At 36.8% G+C, this 17390-nt stretch carries 16 protein-coding genes and 1 pseudogene; 3 read left to right on the top strand and 14 right to left on the bottom strand.

Features of this window, described 5'->3' with window-relative positions; translation table 11 throughout:
• Positions 1-37: 37 nt before the first annotated feature.
• The 8 genes from C9J29_RS15735 to C9J29_RS15700 all read right to left on the bottom strand — a co-directional run bounded on the left by C9J29_RS15735 (position 38) and on the right by C9J29_RS15700 (position 8540).
• Positions 38-682, bottom strand: coding sequence for a VTT domain-containing protein (locus C9J29_RS15735; protein ID WP_225316111.1), 645 nt, complete (start codon positions 680-682; stop codon positions 38-40).
• Between the two features lie 255 nt (positions 683-937).
• Positions 938-2485 carry a fatty acid--CoA ligase family protein gene (locus tag C9J29_RS15730; protein WP_089986259.1) on the bottom strand — a complete coding sequence of 516 codons (1548 nt, stop codon included), beginning with the start codon at positions 2483-2485 and terminating at the stop codon, positions 938-940.
• Positions 2486-2627: 142 nt separating this feature from the next.
• On the bottom strand, positions 2628-4562 hold the full coding sequence (locus tag C9J29_RS15725; RefSeq protein WP_043989568.1) for an FtsX-like permease family protein: 1935 nt from the start codon (positions 4560-4562) through the stop codon (positions 2628-2630).
• Complete coding sequence (locus C9J29_RS15720) at positions 4534-5310, bottom strand: ABC transporter ATP-binding protein (protein ID WP_008173288.1); 777 nt, start codon at positions 5308-5310, stop codon at positions 4534-4536. Before C9J29_RS15720 ends, C9J29_RS15725 begins: the two co-directional genes overlap by 29 nt.
• Before the next feature lie 12 nt (positions 5311-5322).
• Positions 5323-5748: a hypothetical protein gene (locus tag C9J29_RS15715; RefSeq protein WP_107922408.1), complete on the bottom strand. Its 426-nt coding sequence runs from the start codon at positions 5746-5748 to the stop codon at positions 5323-5325.
• A gap of 11 nt (positions 5749-5759) precedes the next feature.
• A complete protein-coding gene (locus tag C9J29_RS15710; protein ID WP_008173291.1) occupies positions 5760-6743 on the bottom strand; it encodes a sensor histidine kinase in 984 nt (327 codons plus the stop codon).
• Complete coding sequence (locus tag C9J29_RS15705; protein ID WP_008173292.1) at positions 6743-7447, bottom strand: response regulator transcription factor; 705 nt, start codon at positions 7445-7447, stop codon at positions 6743-6745. Before C9J29_RS15705 ends, C9J29_RS15710 begins: the two co-directional genes overlap by 1 nt.
• A 100-nt stretch (positions 7448-7547) precedes the next feature.
• Positions 7548-8540: a lipoate--protein ligase gene (locus C9J29_RS15700; protein WP_008173293.1), complete on the bottom strand. Its 993-nt coding sequence runs from the start codon at positions 8538-8540 to the stop codon at positions 7548-7550.
• 144 nt (positions 8541-8684) lie between these two features.
• Here C9J29_RS15700 and yhfH point away from each other — a divergent pair, with 144 nt between their 5' ends.
• Complete coding sequence (yhfH, locus tag C9J29_RS15695; RefSeq protein WP_008173294.1) at positions 8685-8810, top strand: protein YhfH; 126 nt, start codon at positions 8685-8687, stop codon at positions 8808-8810.
• 200 nt (positions 8811-9010) lie between these two features.
• On the opposite strand, the gene C9J29_RS15690 is transcribed toward yhfH, so the two are convergent.
• The 6 genes from C9J29_RS15690 to C9J29_RS15665 form a co-directional block, all read right to left on the bottom strand.
• A complete protein-coding gene (locus C9J29_RS15690) occupies positions 9011-11200 on the bottom strand; it encodes a YhgE/Pip domain-containing protein (protein ID WP_090003043.1) in 2190 nt (729 codons plus the stop codon).
• 130 nt (positions 11201-11330) lie between these two features.
• A complete protein-coding gene (locus tag C9J29_RS15685; protein WP_008173298.1) occupies positions 11331-11903 on the bottom strand; it encodes a TetR/AcrR family transcriptional regulator in 573 nt (190 codons plus the stop codon).
• Positions 11904-12024: 121 nt separating this feature from the next.
• Complete coding sequence (locus C9J29_RS15680; RefSeq protein WP_008173300.1) at positions 12025-12552, bottom strand: FixH family protein; 528 nt, start codon at positions 12550-12552, stop codon at positions 12025-12027.
• Between the two features lie 3 nt (positions 12553-12555).
• Positions 12556-13944 carry a sensor histidine kinase gene (locus tag C9J29_RS15675; protein WP_008173302.1) on the bottom strand — a complete coding sequence of 463 codons (1389 nt, stop codon included), beginning with the start codon at positions 13942-13944 and terminating at the stop codon, positions 12556-12558.
• Positions 13941-14624 carry a response regulator transcription factor gene (locus C9J29_RS15670; protein ID WP_008173305.1) on the bottom strand — a complete coding sequence of 228 codons (684 nt, stop codon included), beginning with the start codon at positions 14622-14624 and terminating at the stop codon, positions 13941-13943. The genes C9J29_RS15675 and C9J29_RS15670 overlap by 4 nt, the downstream gene beginning before the upstream one ends.
• Positions 14621-15592, bottom strand: coding sequence for a YncE family protein (locus tag C9J29_RS15665; protein WP_233301547.1), 972 nt, complete (start codon positions 15590-15592; stop codon positions 14621-14623). The genes C9J29_RS15670 and C9J29_RS15665 overlap by 4 nt, the downstream gene beginning before the upstream one ends.
• A gap of 164 nt (positions 15593-15756) precedes the next feature.
• Between C9J29_RS15665 and C9J29_RS15660 the strand changes: the two genes are divergently transcribed.
• Positions 15757-16845, top strand: a complete 1089-nt coding sequence (locus tag C9J29_RS15660) for a glycosyltransferase family 2 protein (RefSeq protein WP_043989571.1) — start codon at positions 15757-15759, stop codon at positions 16843-16845.
• A 170-nt stretch (positions 16846-17015) separates the two neighbouring features.
• Positions 17016-17390, top strand: a pseudogene (locus C9J29_RS15655) (collagen-like protein); the annotation flags it as partial.

The following is a 17390-nucleotide window of genomic DNA, read 5'->3' as shown; positions in this document are numbered from 1 at the left end:
GTCCCAGTGATGTGGCATCACGTTAGGACTGTCCAAATTATTTGCTAACTTTGGCTTTTATCGCACCAATTACTGCTGGAACGACAGAGATAAAAATAATCAATATAAGCACAACTGAGAAGTTATCTTTAATAATAGGAATATTACCAAAGAAATAACCAAGTAATGTACAGCTGAATACCCATAAAATAGCACCTAAAATATTATAAAGTAAGAAGTAGCTATAATTCATTTTACTTGCTCCCGCTACGAATGGGATAAATGTACGAATAAACGGCATAAAACGGGCTATTACAATTGTTTTTCCACCATGTGTATTGAAGAATTTTTCAGCTGCTTCCATACGTTCTTTTTTTACAACTCTTCCGAGAAGGCTCTTTGGAGGAATCGACGTTCCAACTTTATGACCAATATGATAATTCATTGTATCACCTAAAATGGCCGCTGCTAAAAATACTGGTATTAATATCCACATATCAAAGGCTCCCATTGCAGCAGCCAATGTACCACTTGCGAATAGTAATGAATCACCTGGTAAGAATGGGAAAATAACGACGCCTGTTTCTACAAAAACAATGGCAAATAAAATAAGATAACTCCAATTACCAAAATCACGAATGATTTCTTCTAAATGCACATCGATATGCACAATAAAGCTTATTAACTCCTGAATGAGTTCTATCATGTTTTTGTATGCTCTCTTTCAATAGTATTTTTACCTAAAAGCTTTGACGTAGCCTTACATCAAAGGGTTCCAGTTTTGTACGTCTTTTTACATTACTTCCTCACTATATGACAAGCTATTGAAAAGTATGTAGAAGATTTCACAAGTTTGATTTTATCACTTACAGATAACTTACCTCAACTGATTTTACTATTATACGAATAATGTACACAAAAAAAGAGCTACCATTTTTCAATAGTAGCTTTTTTCGCTTTATACTTTTTCTTTTAAGGAACGGCGAAGTATTTTTCCAGTCGTATTTTTAGGTAATTCATCCATAATTTCAATGACCTTAGGCACCTTATATTTCACCATATGCTTACCACAATACGATAGAAGATCTTCCGTCGTAGTGGCCGCCACTTCTTTTAATACCACATATGCATGAACTGCCTCTCCTAAGTTAGGATCAGGGAATCCAACTACCGCTGCCTCTACAATGTTATTATGGGCAAACAATACTTCCTCGACCTCTCTAGGATAGACATTAAAGCCTCCTACAATGATCATATCCTTTTTACGATCGACAATATAAAAATAGCCTTCGTCATCCACTCTTGCTAAATCGCCTGTATAGAGCCAGCCATCACGGATTGTCATTGCCGTTTCCTCTGGCATTTTATAATACCCCTTCATTACGTTAGGGCCACGTACTATTAACTCTCCAACCTCGCCAACAGGTACTTCCTGACCGTTTACATCGACAACTCTATTTTCCACATTGCTAATCGATGTACCAATAGATCCAGCTTTACGGTCACGATCCAAAGGATTAAAACACGTCACAGGTGATGCCTCTGATAAGCCATATCCTTCTGATACACGCACATTAAATTTCTGCTCGAAATTATGTAATAGTGCAACTGGTAAAGATGCTCCTCCTGAAATAGCTAAACGAATTGTCGAAAAATCTTCAGGATTGCCTTCAGGTAATTGGTATAAGAAATTATACATAGTTGGTACCCCAGCAAAGACTGTTGCTTTTTGCTCTCGCGCTAAAGCAAAAATTTCTGTAGGGCTAAATCTAGGTGCTAGTAAAACTGTTGCTCCACTTAATAATGGCGCGTTTACAACAACTGTTAAAGCAAAGACATGGAATACAGGTAATGTGGCAATGACACGATCCTTTTCTTGGATATCTAAATAATGGGCAACATCACGCGCATTTGAATAGACATTTTCATGCGTAAGCATCGCTCCTTTTGGAGTGCCAGTAGTGCCCGAAGTATATAAAATAATAGCATTGTCATCATCTGCCACTTCAACAGGTTGTAAAGATTGAGAAGTATTCGCGATGATTTGTGTAAATAAATGAGTTTTTTCTTGCGCACTTGGTGATAAAGCTGCTACTTTTTCCGCTATATCTGCCGTTGTTTCACAAACTACAAATGCTTTAACCTGCGGAAATGCTTGTACACCTTTCTCCACTAATGGTAGTAAAAGATCCAGCGCAATAACTGCTTTTACATCGCCATTATGCAAAATATAAGAAATTTCATCTGGTGTATAAATAGGGTTAACAGGAATTGCCGTTGCCCCTAAACGCATTGTTGCATACAAAGCAATTAAATAATGTGGTGTATTGCCGAGTAAAAACGCCACATGATCCCCTTTTTCAACACCCAAATCTTGTAATCCCTTTGCAAAACGACCAACTGTTTGCTCGAATTCTCCGTATGTCGTATCTTTCCCCATAAAATGATACGCAACTTTTTCCGGCTGTTCTGTTGCCTGTTGACGAACACGTGAAACTAAATTCAATTACACCATCCCCTTATCGTATAAAATGAATCGTTATTCAGTAATATTATATAAGAAATATATGTAAAAAACAATCAGTCTTTTTATTTCATGTCATAAATTACGTTAAATAATTCATTTTTTTCTCTTTTAAACAAATACATTACGAACGAATATGAGAAATGTATCGCCAACGAATTAAATAAAAATACACTACTTGAATTAATACAAAAAAGCCAAAAGCAAAGAATACTTCTTTTACAATAGAAATATTCGCGATATCTTTCAAAATGCCCTGTACCATTAGAAACGCAAAGGCACTGTGCATCATAGCAACGCCCCACGGTAAGAAGAATTGAGGAAATAAATGGCGGTTAACAAGCTTCTTTAACTCTATATCCGTTAAACCCATACGCATTAAAACATCAAATTTACGCTTTTCTCTCTCTAGTGATGTATGCAATTTGAAATAGATAAAGCTTCCTGCAGCCAGTAAGAATACGGTAGCTACTAGAACTCCCACTAATGTAAATAATGAATAGGTAGCTAATATATAAGAATAATTTAAACCGGCATTTTCAAAGTAGAATGGACTGAATTTATCCTTTTTAAGAAAATATAAATTGGATTCTAAATAATCGATGTCCTTACCGACTTCCTTCGTTTCCATCCACTGTGGAATAACAAATGTAAATAAATGATAGCTTGGTTGAATAATGTTTTTCTCAGAAATAGGAAGAATAAGCTTTGCAAAATCCTCATCACTAATAACGATCGAGTTTACGCTTACAATTGAACCAGGAAACACAATCTTAGGATAAACACTATCAATTGTAATTGGTATCGAATTTTCTTCAAGCACTGTATGCACAACTCTATTTTTTAATTTTTTTAGTGAATCCTCTGAATAAGGAATAAATACCGCTTCACCGGGACCAAGATTTAGAAGTGGATAACTATAGGAAGATAGCAAGACATTCATATCGGACTCACGAAAAACCTCTACTTCATTTTGCGTGAAAGAAGATGTTTGCTTAACAACAACAAAGCGGGACAGCTGATAGGATAACCCCTTCTCTTCTAATTGCAGACGCAAAGAATTTATATGCTCTCGCTCAAAAGGATTATCAATATCCCCCTTATAAACTAAGCCCAATGGATTTAAACGATCATATTGGGTTGTGTAAGAAGACATTGTCGCTAATACACCTACAGATAAAAATGCGAGTGTGGACACCATAGTAACGACAAAAAACATTTTCACATTATCCATCATAATATGAGTTTGCTCAGCTAGTGAGAGCAGACGATAGCGTTGCCAATGAAATTTACGTTTACCACGTGCTAAGTCTAAAAAACACGGGACAGAATCGCTGAAAAAATAATAAGTACCAAATGTTGCTGAAAATGGTATTAATAGCGTTAGTCCTATTAAAGACGTATGTCCTACAACAAACGCGAGAATATAAGTCCCTAAAATTAAAGTAATACCGTATATAGCCCGAATTTTGGAATAAGTTGTTAAACTATTTAAATAATCGCTACCTTTAATTAGATCTCGTAATTTCCTCTCTCGTGTAAAATATACACTAATAAAAGAAATGACGACAAAGGCACTTGTGAATACGCCTATTGTGAGTAGGAATGGCTGCCAGGAAACATACAATGGTAATTCATCCAAATGTAAAATTTCTCGCACAATCATGAAAAAGAATTTTGAAAAAGAAAAGCCAAAAACAATTCCTACAATGATGGAGCCTGCCCCAATAATCATTGTCTCAAGAAAGACAAGTTTATTCATCTGACGCTTTTCCATTCCTAGATGCAATAACATCGCAAATTCATGTGATCTAGCCTCTAAAAAGGCACTCATAGAATAATATAAAAAGAATAACGTAAAAAGGACGAGTACAATTTCAGCACCCACCATGCCAATAAGTGATACTTCTCCTAATATTCCTCGTTCAATATCAGGATGAAACATCAGCATTGAATAGATAAAAAATACAGCCACAGAAAAAAAGCTCGCCATGAAAAAGGCACCATATATCCGGCTGTTCCGTACGACATTACGGTAAGCGAATTGTCGAAAGGTCACCTACTTGCCCTCCTCCTAGTAAGCTCAAAACATTTAATATACGTTGGAAAAACATTTGACGGCGGTCATCTCGATAAATTTCATTGAAAAATTCGCCATCTTTTATGAATAGCACTCGATCACAGTAACTTGCTGCAATTGGATCATGCGTTACCATCACAATCGTCGTGCGTTTATCTTTATTTACTTTCGTTAAAAGTTCAAGTACATCTCGTGAAGAATTCGAATCTAAATTACCTGTTGGCTCATCTGCTAAAATGAGACTCGGATTATGAATAAGTGCTCGACCTATGGCGGTTCTCTGTGCTTGTCCACCCGAAATTTCATTTGGACGCTTATGCAAGAAGGGCGTCAAATCTAACTTATCGACAATATTAGCCAGCCGTTCCTCCATTACCTCTAACGGTTGCTGGTCCAATGTTAACGGCAACACAATATTCTCCTCAACTGTTAGCATATGCAGAAGATTGAAGTCCTGAAAGACAAAGCCTAGCTGCCTTCTTCTAAAGTAGGCAAGCTCTGTTGCATTAAGCTTATGAGGATTCATGCCATCTAAAATTATCTCTCCACTCGTTGGTTCATCAATAGTAGAAATAATATTCAATAATGTTGTTTTACCACTTCCAGAAGGGCCCATAACTGCTAAAAATTCACCTTCTTCCACGTCAAAGCTCAATTGATTTAAGGCACGATGTGTGACCTTGCCTTCATAAACTTTTGTCACATCTTTAATTTGTAATATAGGCATGCTAAATTCACCTTATTTCTTCATTAATTCTAATGATTGCGGTAAAAGCCACTGTAATACAACTTCAAAGCCGATTTGAAAATGGGGCTCTGTTAATTCTAAAACGGACTCTTCAGCTACCAAACTAAAACAATGCTCTCCTATAATGACATCCCAGGCATCCATTTCTCCCTCTAGAATTTCACCATATACAGTGTAATGTCCACTATACATAATCTGTTGACCATCGACAGGAAACGCATTTAATAATGTTGGTTGTTGTAAGTTTAACCCAAGGATATTTGAAAAATGCAGTAGTTCTTCATTTAGCACTTCATTTGCCATGACGAAATTTTGATAAGTTACTTGATCGCCCTCTTGCAAATGTGTCATAAAAAGAGACTTTGTTTTCTCTTTATCGATATTTAATAGCCAGCCTTCAATGCTTACTTCTGTCATCCTAGCTCCCCCTAATTTGTAAATGTCACTGTAACAATCGTCCCTTTTCCTACCTCTGATGAAATAGCCAATTCATGTCCAAGCTTCTCGCAAATTTCCTTGGCTAAATAAAGGCCCATCCCAGTAGACTCCCCTGTTTTCCGCCCATTTTCACCAGTAAAAAAGGCCTTCGTAACACGTGAAAGGTCAGAAGCTGGAATACCGATCCCCTCATCGCAAATGGCTAGCTGTACATAATCATCCTTTTTAATAGCAGAAATGACTATTTTTTTATTGGCTTCAAATGTGTATTTCACTGCATTGGTTACAAACTGACCGAGAATGAAGCGAAGCCATTTCGAATCACTCGCCACAATAAGATCATCTTCAATATGAATTTCAGGGAATACTCTTTTCGTAATAAATAAACGTTTATTCTCATTAACAGTTGCAGTCACTATGGACTTTAATGCAACCTGTTCTACTTGCATATCATCTTCGAAGTTTTCTAATCGTGCATTTACAAGCACCATGTCTAAGCCTCTACGTAAACGATCAATTTCCTCCTGCACATTTTTCTTATCCAGCGGACGATCATCCTGCAGCAGTAACTCTATGACAGATATAGGTGTTTTCATCTGATGCACCCACTGATTCATAAATTGATCATGACGTTTTTGACTAGCGTATAATGAATGCAGCTCATGTTGATAGAGTCGATATAGCTCATGCATATATTTCTCTGTTTGCATTGCTTCTGGCGTTTTGGCATTTTTTTGTAACACATCCTCCATTGCTGTTGGTAGCTGGGATATTTTCAACAAATAACGTTGCCGCATTAAATAGCGAACAAGTAAAAATGAACAGAGCAGCACAAGACTGATACAGAAGGAATATATAGCTGTATCGATATTTCTGAATCCATCTAGTCCATATAACACCATGATAAAGCCAACTAATAGGAGCTGAAATACAATAAATGATGCATAATCACGTAAAAATAATTTCCAGCCCACTATAATTCACCCGCACTCAATATGAATCGATAGCCTGCGCCACGCACAGTTTCAATAGTTGATGCAATTTGATAATCCGCTAATTTTTTACGGACGCGAGTCATATTAACATTCAACGTATTTTCATCGACAAATGCTTGATCATCCCAAAGTTCCTCTAATAGTTGCTCCCGTGTTACTACTTTCGGAGCATTCCCCATAAGCAATTCTAAAATAATACACTCTTTTTTCTGGAGTGGGATTTCTAATTCATTTTTATGCAGCTCCATCCTCTCTAAATGAAGAATAAGCTGTCCTTGCTTAATTGTCCGCTCCTCTTGCCTTGTAGCATACTCACCATATGTACGACGCAAATGACTACGAATTTTAGCCAAGACAATTTCATAATTAAAGGGCTTTGTAATAAAATCATCGCCCCCATTTTCAAGTGCAAAAATTTGGTCCATTTCCCCTGAGCGAGCAGAAATAAAAATAATTGGACACGTTGTATGCTGACGTAGCTGACGGCACCAATAGTAGCCATCATATGAAGGTAAATTTATATCAAGCAGCACCATATGTGGATTAAATGCTGTAAATTCTTCTATAAGATGATCAAATTCTTGAATGGTTTCAACTTCGTATTGATATTTTCTAAGCGTTTCCGCTAGTAATGATGCAATCTTCACATCATCTTCAACTATGAATATTCGATGCTTTTCCATATCAACACTCCTTTCTAACTATATTGTATCAAAAAAAGGTTCGACGACATAATTGTCAGCGAACCTTTAGGCTAAATCATTACATGAAATCGAATTTTTCTTAATAAATTAATTGTAAAAAGTCCTCAGTTGAAATTCCACCAAAATATGTAGGAATATCAATATCTGCTAATGCTTCTGCTATAGCCGTTCTATCATGGTTTGTCCCAACTAGGCGTTGTTCTATATCAGTCATATCCCCTACACCAAAGAAATCACCAAAAATATGTGCCTCTTCGATGACACCATGATTAACTTCAAGGCGAATATCAATGCCTCCTGTTGGGAAACGGTGCGTCTTTTGAATATTAAAGCGCGGCGATTTACCATAATTCCATTCCCATGTTTGATAACGTTCTGCTGAAAGCTTATGAATATTTTCCCAATCTTGATCCGTCAGTTCATAATAACGAATGTTTGCTTCGCCACCGAAAATGGATTTTAAAATTTCAAGACGAAATTCTTCTATCGTCATCTTCTCTTTTAAAAACTCAGAAATGTTTGCTACTCGGGAGCGAATGGATTTAATTCCTTTAGATTCAATCTTATCCTTTTTGACTTTTAAGGCTGACACAACGGCATCTATTTCAGTATCAAACATCAACGTACCATGACTGAACATACGGCCTCGTGTAGAAAACTGGGCATTTCCGGAAACTTTACGACCCTCTGCAAGAATATCATTACGTCCTGAAAGCTCTGCATTCACACCCATTTTTGCCAAAGCATCTACTACTGGCTGCGTGAATTTTTTATAATTCATAAAGCTATCGCCATCATCGTTTGTAATAAAACTGAAATTAAGATTTCCTAAATCATGATACACGGCTCCACCGCCAGACAAACGGCGAACAACAATAATGTCATTATCTTCTACATAATCCGTATTAATTTCTTCAATGGTATTTTGATTTTTACCAATAATGATGGACGGCTGGTTAATATAGAAAAGTAGCACTGGCTCCTTTTCAACATCCATTGTTTTAAGTAAATACTCCTCAATAGCAAGGTTAACACGCGGATCATGGATCCCTTTATTATCAACGAAAATCATAGTTTACGTTTCCTCCTTCACAAAATATCCATATTTATTTTAACGCAAATTAGGCGTTTTGTGTTGACGAAAAGCATCTGTTATAATACACTAGTAAATATCAGAACAGTAATAGTACAGATGAACTTAAAGGAGGAGTCCACAATGTTAGAAAACGTAGTTGAATTTTTCAAGAATTTGCCTGCTAAGCAATGTACAGAGTGCGGTGAAAAAATTGAAGAACAAAGTGAATGCTACTGCAACACTTGTGAAAAATGTAACCACCTATAAGCATTTGCCTATTCTGTAATTGTCATTTACGTGCCCCACACGTAGTCATAATGATAACTTCATCATATTTTATGATGAACCTTTAATTAAATCTCTTACACTTACAAAACAACAGCTGATACGCTCATATCAGCTGTTGTTTTTTGGCGTTTAAAGACAAAATAAAGCACCCACCTCAGTTGGTGAGTGCTTCAACTATTTTAGTTTTCTTCAGCTATTTTAGAGTAACGTTTGTTATGCAGTAGCATGAAATAACCGAATGTGATGGCTAAGAATGCTACTAAGAAGCCAGCTAAAACTCCATAGTTTTGCATTAAGAATGACGTATCGCCAGTAGAAATGCTTGTTTTAAATGCTTGAACCGTATAAGTCATCGGTAATAGTTTGTTAAATACTTGTAATGGTGATGGAATTAATTCAAGTGGGAAAGTACCTGCACTTGTTGTTAATTGTAAAATCAATACAACAATTGCCATGAAACGTCCTGGATCACCAAAGATCGAAACTAGCATCTGGATTAATGCTAAAAATACATAGCTTGTTAATAATGCTGTTAAGATAAAGTGGCCCATGTTATTTACTTCAAGTCCTAGACCCCATTTAACAATAACTACTGTTAGTACTGTTTGCACTAAACCTACGACTGCTAAAACAGTCACTTTACTTGTGAACCAAGATGCACCATTTTTTGGACGAATAGCTGGTTCAACAAGTGGGAACACAATTGAAATTAATAATGCACCTACGAATAAACCTAGAGAAATAAAGTATGGTGCAAAACCTGTACCATAGTTAGGAACATGGTTGACTGATTCTTTTTCAACTTCAACTGGACTACCTACCATATCGTAAGTGTCTTGATTAGCTTTTACTTCATTTGCTTTTTCACTTGCCTCACCTAATTTGCCTGATAATGTAGACGTACCGTCAGCAAGTTCTGTAGAACCATCTGCAAGTGTTGCTGAACCTTGTGCTAGCTCACCAGATTTTGAAGCAAGGGTAGATGTACCTTGATTTAATGTCGTTGTACCATTCGCTAATTCATTTAAACCAGATGCCAATGTTTTAGAGCCTGTTACAGCTGTATTCACACCCGCATTTAGTTCCCCTAATTTTGCAGCTAATGTTGCATTACCTGCTTGTAGACCTTTGGCACCTTCCACTAAAGCATTACTTTTTGCTGTTAGTGCATTAGCACCTGCTAGCACCTCAGCTTGCCCTGCTGCAATTTGACCTGCACCTGAGCTTACTTGATTAGCACCAGCTTGTAATTTTTCTGTACCTGCAGATAATGATGTTAAACCGTTGTGCACACTAGCACTACCTGCTTGTAGCTCTGCTAATGTTTGCTTTAATGCCGCTGCTTGTTCCTCTGGCATTGAAGCCATCATTGTTTGTAACTGGTTGGATAACGCTGTAATACCTGCTTCTACCTTAGCAGAACCAGCAGTTAATTGGTTCGCTGCACCATTTAATGCACCTGCATTTTCAGCAATAGAAGCTGCACCTGCACTAATTTGTTGCTGTTTATCATTTAAAGTGTTTAAACCTGCCCCAACTTTAGCAACACCTTGTGTATATTGTGATAATCCTTGCTCAAGGCTAGTTGCACCATTGGCAGCTTGCTGTGCACCTTGTTGTAATTGTACTGTACCATCTTGAAGTTTAACTAAACCACTAGATAAATCATTCGCACCTTTTGCAGCATCTCCAGCACCTTTTGTTAATTTATCTGTACCATTTGATAGTTCAACTGTACTTGATGCTAGCTGTTCAAGATAACCTTTTAAATCTTTTGCACCGTTCGCAACTTTTTGGGCACCTTCATCAAGCTTATTAGAGCCATCTGCGGCTTCTGTAAAGCCATCACCAAGCGTTGCAATAGAATCAAATAATTTTTCAGCGTAAGTTGCTGAAACTTGTGAATTTACTTCTGCACGGACACGATCCATTGCAGTCTCACCAATTTGTGCACCAAGGAAGTTTAGCCCTTCGTTTGGAATGTAGTTCATAACCAATTTTGATGGTTTGTCATCTAATAATGTTGTAGCATGCTCAGAGAAATTTGTTGGAATTTCTAGAATCATATAATAATCACGGCTATTTAAACCTTTTTCGGCTTCTTCTTTTGAGACCTCTATAAAGTTAAACTGCTCGCTATCTATCAACTTATCAACTAAGGTGTCCCCTAAGTCTAATTTTACGTCATCCATCTCAGCACCAGTATCCTCATTAACAACAGCTACTGGAAGATTAGGAAGCCCTGCATAAGGATCCCAAAACGCCCATAAAAACATACCCGCATACATTACTGGAATAAATAATACAGCAATAATGGAAACAAGCATTTTTCTTGTTTTAAAGATCTTCAGCCACTCAGCTTTAATCATATAATATCCTCACTCCTAAACTGTTTGACCGAAAACGTCATTCGGTCATTTTTGTTCAAAAAAATATAAACCCTTCAACCTTTGCAAAAAGAACACTTGATTCGACACTTTTGTGAGTATTGAAATCGAATCAAGTTAGAATTAAACCTCGAAAGATTGTCTCCTTGAAAAGATTAAGAATCTTCTCTTCAGGGATCACATCACCGTGTAACTCATGCCAATCGACAACAAATGCAAGATAGGCCTTTAATAGTAAGTAACTAACCAGCTCTGCATCACAATCTCTAATTTCACCTTTATTTATACGTCGCTGAATTAACTCTGCAACATACGATAAAATTTCTGTCTCGATGCGTAGGAGCACCTGTTTAACAGCTGGTGTACGTAGTTCTTTTTCTTCCTCTATTAACTTCGCAAATAAAAGATGTTTTTCACGGAACTGTAGCATTTTCATTAAAGCATTATGTGCATTATCCATAAAGCTTGCTGATGCATCCAACACTGCATCCGCTTCACCCTTCATCTCTCGGACTAGTGACATAGCGATTTCCTGAAATAAAATCTCTTTATTTGCAAAGAATGTATAAATCGTACCTTTACCGACATTAGCTATCTTTGCCACTTGCTCCATTGTTGTTGCTTTGTAGCCAAACAATGTGAAAGATTTTGCAGCTGCTTCAAGAATTTCCTGCCTACGATCCATTAGTAACACCCTTTCTTGTTAGGTTATGTACATCAAAAGTACACTTTCATAAAAATGACCAGAAAACCATTCCGGTCATCTGGTCATTATCATATTCCTATTTTAAAAAAATTGCAAGTGTTTAATGATGATTTTCTTCATCTTTTTTTTCTTCAGTCTGATCAGTGTCGTCAGAAGTGCCATTATCATGGTTCATCATGTTATTATCCATACTGTTATTGCTCTTTTCATCTTCTGGCAAAACTTGTGTCATATCGGGACTTCCTGCAAGAATTTCTTGCTTAGGCATGTTATGAACACCATTTGCTGTTGTATGCGCATACATATAATAAACCCCATCATGATCAAATGTAGTTGTCGCTTTATATACGCCATCTTTGTCTAATTTTCCATCAATCATTTGGCCTTCATCACGTTTCCCTGATTCCCACACTTCAAACTCTACTACTGCGTCATCGACATTTTTACCACCCTGCTCAACATGTGCTGCTAGCTCAATTGTTTCATTAAGTGGTACTTCTTTTGGTGTTAAAATTTCAACTTCTGGTATTTGTGGAACTTCTGGCTCCGGTAAAGCCTCTTCTTTTTTTTCTCCACAGCCTACCAATAAGGCAGGAACCGCAATTAGTGCAAATAACCATTTTTTCATTTTTTAATCCTCCATTAATGGCAATGTAATCTTAACGATTGTGCCTTTTTCAATAATACTTTTTATTTCCAATCTTCCCTGTAGCTGTTTTAATAATTGCTCTACAATCGATAAACCTAGTCCACTACCGCCATCTGCTCGACTCCGCGCCTTGTTAACACGGTAGAATCGCTCTGTTACGTGTGATATATCCTCTTGTGGGATGCCGATTCCATAATCTTTGATGGTGATTTGTGCACTTCCATTCTTTTCAAGAGCAACCATTTCAACCTTCGAATTTTCATACGAGTAATTAATAGCATTTTCAATAATATTTATGAAAATTTGTTTAAGCTTTACCTCATCCGCTTGAATAATTAAGGCATCGTCCACATCTAAGTGTAATGTTATGTTCTTTTTATCAGCTTGATGTGTTAAGATTTTTTGAACCTCTCGTAAAGTCTCTCCCAGAGGAATTGGATACACTACTATGTCTGTTTGTTCATTTTCAGTTCTGGCAAGTTGAAGTAATTCGTTCGTCAACCTCTCCATTCGATTAGCCTCACGAACAATAAGCTGAATCGTTTCCTCTTTTTGATTTTCTGTGATGATGCCATTTTGCATTGCTTCACTATAGCCCTTTACATAGCTAATTGGTGTTCGTAACTCATGAGAAACAGTCGCTAAAAATGTTTTTTGTGCTTCATCCTCTTGCTGGATTGCCTCTGCCATTTTATTAAAGGTGCTTGATAATTTACCGATTTCATCTCGTGAATTTACAGGTACACGTGTCTCATAATTCCCGTAGGACATCTGTTCCACCGCAAGTTGCAAATCGTTTAATGGTCGCATAATATGCCGAATACCTTTATAAATTAAATAGCTTACAACCACTAAAAAAATGAAAGCACTAATAAATAACAGAATCACCCCACTATTAGCTAATTCACTAATTTTGGCTAGAGGGAAATAAATGTAAATGATTCCTTCTAATCTATTTTGATCGACAAGGGGCAAGACGACAGAAATTAGCTGTCGATCGAAACGAGGTTCATAGCCAATTTTTTGCACATAACTACCAGAAAGTAATTTCTGTCTTTCTTCAGGTCCAATTAATGTTTCATAATCTATATCAAATGGAACACAGGCACTTAATTCACGTGGATTTCTTACCGCAAATATATTTAAATTTGAATAATCGTTAAAACGTTCAATGTCTGCAATAAATTCATCCGTTACCTTTCCATTGTTATACATTGTCTGTAGCTTTAGGCCAACCTCAACCATTGTATCTTCCGTATCTTGTACATATAAGCGTTGGTATAAAAAATTCGTGAGGACATACATAAAAACAACAGTAATAATTAAAAATGCAAAAATTAACAACCAAATACGTGTGGCTATCTTTTTCATTCGCCAGGATCAAAGCGGTAGCCGACTCCCCAGACCGTTTGAATATGTGCAGCCGCTTCCTTTCCAAGCTTGATGCGTAAGGTTTTTATATGAGTGTCGACAGTTCGAGTCCCACCTACATAATCAATATCCCAAATGCGTTCTAATAATTGCTCACGTGTATAGGCATTTCCAGGATTTTTCATAAATAAATGGAGTAGTTCAAATTCTTTTAAAGTAAGGGGGATACTTTTTCCATCGACCGATACTTTACGTGCTATTTCATCTATTTTAATGGGACCAAATACAACATATTTTTGTTGTAGCTCTGCAATATTTGCACCACTTCTTCTTAATACTGCGTAAATTCTAGCGACTAGTTCATCATGTGTAAATGGTTTAACAATATAATCATCACCACCAAGTGTAAGACCCTTCACTTTGTCATCATTGGCGTCACGTGCTGTCAGGAATATAATCGGAACATTGGACATAGCCCGTATACTTTGACACACAACAAAGCCATCCTCATGCGGCATCATTACATCAAGCAGCACTAAATCAATTTTCTCACGTACAATTATATCGTATGCCTCAGTACCACTTGCAGCAGTAAATGTTTCAATATCAGAGTTATTGAGCATCATTTCTATTAGGTTCCGCATATCTTGCTCATCATCAACTATTAATACAGTTGTCATTGTTTTTCCTCCCTTACTAACAGCTGAAAAGCACCTTTCCCGACATCAACTGTTTTTTCTTTCTGGCCATCTTTTATAAAGTGTAATTTGTGATCGTCATAGCCAGCGACAACAATATAGTCTTTAAATTGATTGACCACAAAAGGGTTTGCCCCTACTTCCTGCTGCCATTTTATATGACCATCAAAGTCAGCAACATATAACTCATTATGACCATGACTTACAACAAGTACAGCATCCTTTGTCTTTTTTAACCCTACTGGCATCAATGGCATGTTTATTTCACCATGCAATTGACCACTGCTCAAATCATATTTTTTAACCGAACTATTTGGCTTACTTCCTTCTCCATGGCCACCTATCCAAAGTTCATGTGTCTCGTCTACAATGGCTATTCCATGTGAAGATTTTTGTATCGGCCACTCCTGTTCAATTTGTAAATCTTTCATATTTAAAACAGATAATTTTGTATCTTTAAAATTTATCACATACAGCTTATCCTTATACGATGCCATTGACATAGGATAATTACCTATCCGCTTGGAGGCCAACACGTTTCCTTCATGATCAAAGCTTGTCACTGTATTAGTTTTACTATTCGTTATAAAAAATTGCTTGATATTGTCATCATAATACACATTCGTTGTACCAACCTCTACTTTTTGAGAATAGAGCTTTTCTCCAGTTGATAGTGTATAGACATCAATGGTATTTAATTGGTGTCCGTATAAGAGAACTTGATCATCCCCTAGTAATGTTGCCCCTGAATAAGCTCTATCAAATAACCACTTCGCTAATACATGGCCATTTTCATCAATAAAGTCTAATGATGGCTCTTGAATATTTAATGAAGCTATAAAATTTCGATCACGCTCAATCGATTCATAAGATTTTTCAGTACAACCCGCTAACCAAACTATTTGTAGTAAAGAAAAAATGAAGAATGCCCATTTTTTCAACGTTATCACCTCTGCCCCTTTACTATACTTCACAATTGTGAAATTCGGGTGAAACTTGAAAGGTAAATTTATGACAAACCATAAAAATACATTTCACAATTCAATTGTATTCATCCAGCCAATACTTCCTTCTATACATATACTACAAGGATAATGGTAAGGAGGAATAAAATGTGGTTTCCATCAGCTTATGTATGATTGTGAAAAATGAAGAAGATGTCATCGGTAGATGTCTTGAATCTGTTAAAGGTTTAGTAGATGAAATCAATATTGTAGATACAGGTTCAACAGATCGTACAAAACAAATTGTTGCTCAATTTACAGATAGAATTTTTGATTTTGAATGGATCCATCATTTTGCCGCTGCCAGAAACTATTCCTTTCAGCAAGCAACGATGGATTACATTCTTTGGTTAGATGCAGACGATGTTTTTTTAGAAGAAGATCAAGAAAAATTTAAGGCGTTAAAGAGTTCTCTTTCCCCTACTATTGATGCCGTTTCAATGAATTACAATCTCAGCTTCGATAGTGAAGGAAATGTAGATGCTTTAATAAGAAGAAACCGACTAGTAAAGAAAGAAAAAAGCTTCCAATGGATTGGTGCTGTTCACGAATATTTGGAAGTAGGTGGCGAATTAATAGAAAGCGATATAGCGGTTAGTCACTTACCATTAACTCATGACCATTCACGTAATATTACGATTTATAAGACATTAGTTGAATCTGGTGAAATATTATCACCACGAGATACATTTTATTTTGCCAATGAGTTATTAGATCACAGTCAATTTGAAGAAGCCATTTACTATTACGAATTATTTTTAACGTCAAAGCTAGGCTGGGTGGAAGATAATATTCGTGCTTGCTTTAAATTAGCGGATTGCTATTCGAATTTAAATGATCCAGAAAACAATTTTAGTGCAATATTAAGAAGCTTTGAATACGATGTACCCCGCCCTGAGGCCTGTTGTCGACTAGGTTATCATTTCATGGAGCAATATAAGAATTATGAAGCTATTTTCTGGTATGAACAAGCACTTATCATTAAACAAAATCCTAACGCTCCTTTTCAAAATAAAAGCTTCTCAACTTGGCTTCCTCACCTACAGCTTTGTGTTCTATTTGACCGTCTACAACAATACGAACTCGCAAACGCACACAATGAATTAGCCGGCTCCTTTATCCCAAACGACGCAAAGGTTTTACACAATAAAAAGTATTTCGAGCAAACTTTAAAGTCTAATCAGACTGATTCCCAGTAATTCTAATCGCTAGAATAAATAGGACAAAAAATTACCCGTTAGTATTTAGCAGGTCATTATGAATCTTCAAGTTTTATTAACAAACCTACTATTTACTATTAGTAAATAGTTATGTGTCTACCTCCTCTATCAATTCTCGGAATACGATATTTGAGAGAGGAGGTGAGACTTTGCATTTTGGAAATTATTTAAAACGAGTATGTAGTAAATGTAATTCTTTTCCTTGTTGTTGTAGAACTGGGCCTATTCCAAGTTGTCCAGTTTGGCCTGTAAAACCTACCGGAACTACTGGTGGTATTACAGGGGCTACGGGTGTTACCGGAGCTACTGGTGTAACTGGAACTACTGGCGCTACTGGTGTAACTGGGGCTACCGGTTCTACTGGCGCTACTGGTGTAACTGGAACCACTGGTTCTACTGGCGCTACGGGTGTAACTGGGGCTACTGGTGATATCGGAGCTACAGGCTCTACTGGTGTTACCGGAGCTACGGGTGTAACTGGAGCTACCGGTTCTACTGGAACTACTGGTGCTACTGGCGCTACT

The organism is Lysinibacillus fusiformis, assembly GCF_003049525.1.
GTDB classification, from domain to species: domain Bacteria; phylum Bacillota; class Bacilli; order Bacillales_A; family Planococcaceae; genus Lysinibacillus; species Lysinibacillus fusiformis.
Note: the sequence above shows the minus strand (reverse complement) of the source record. Positions and strands in the feature narration are given on the sequence as shown.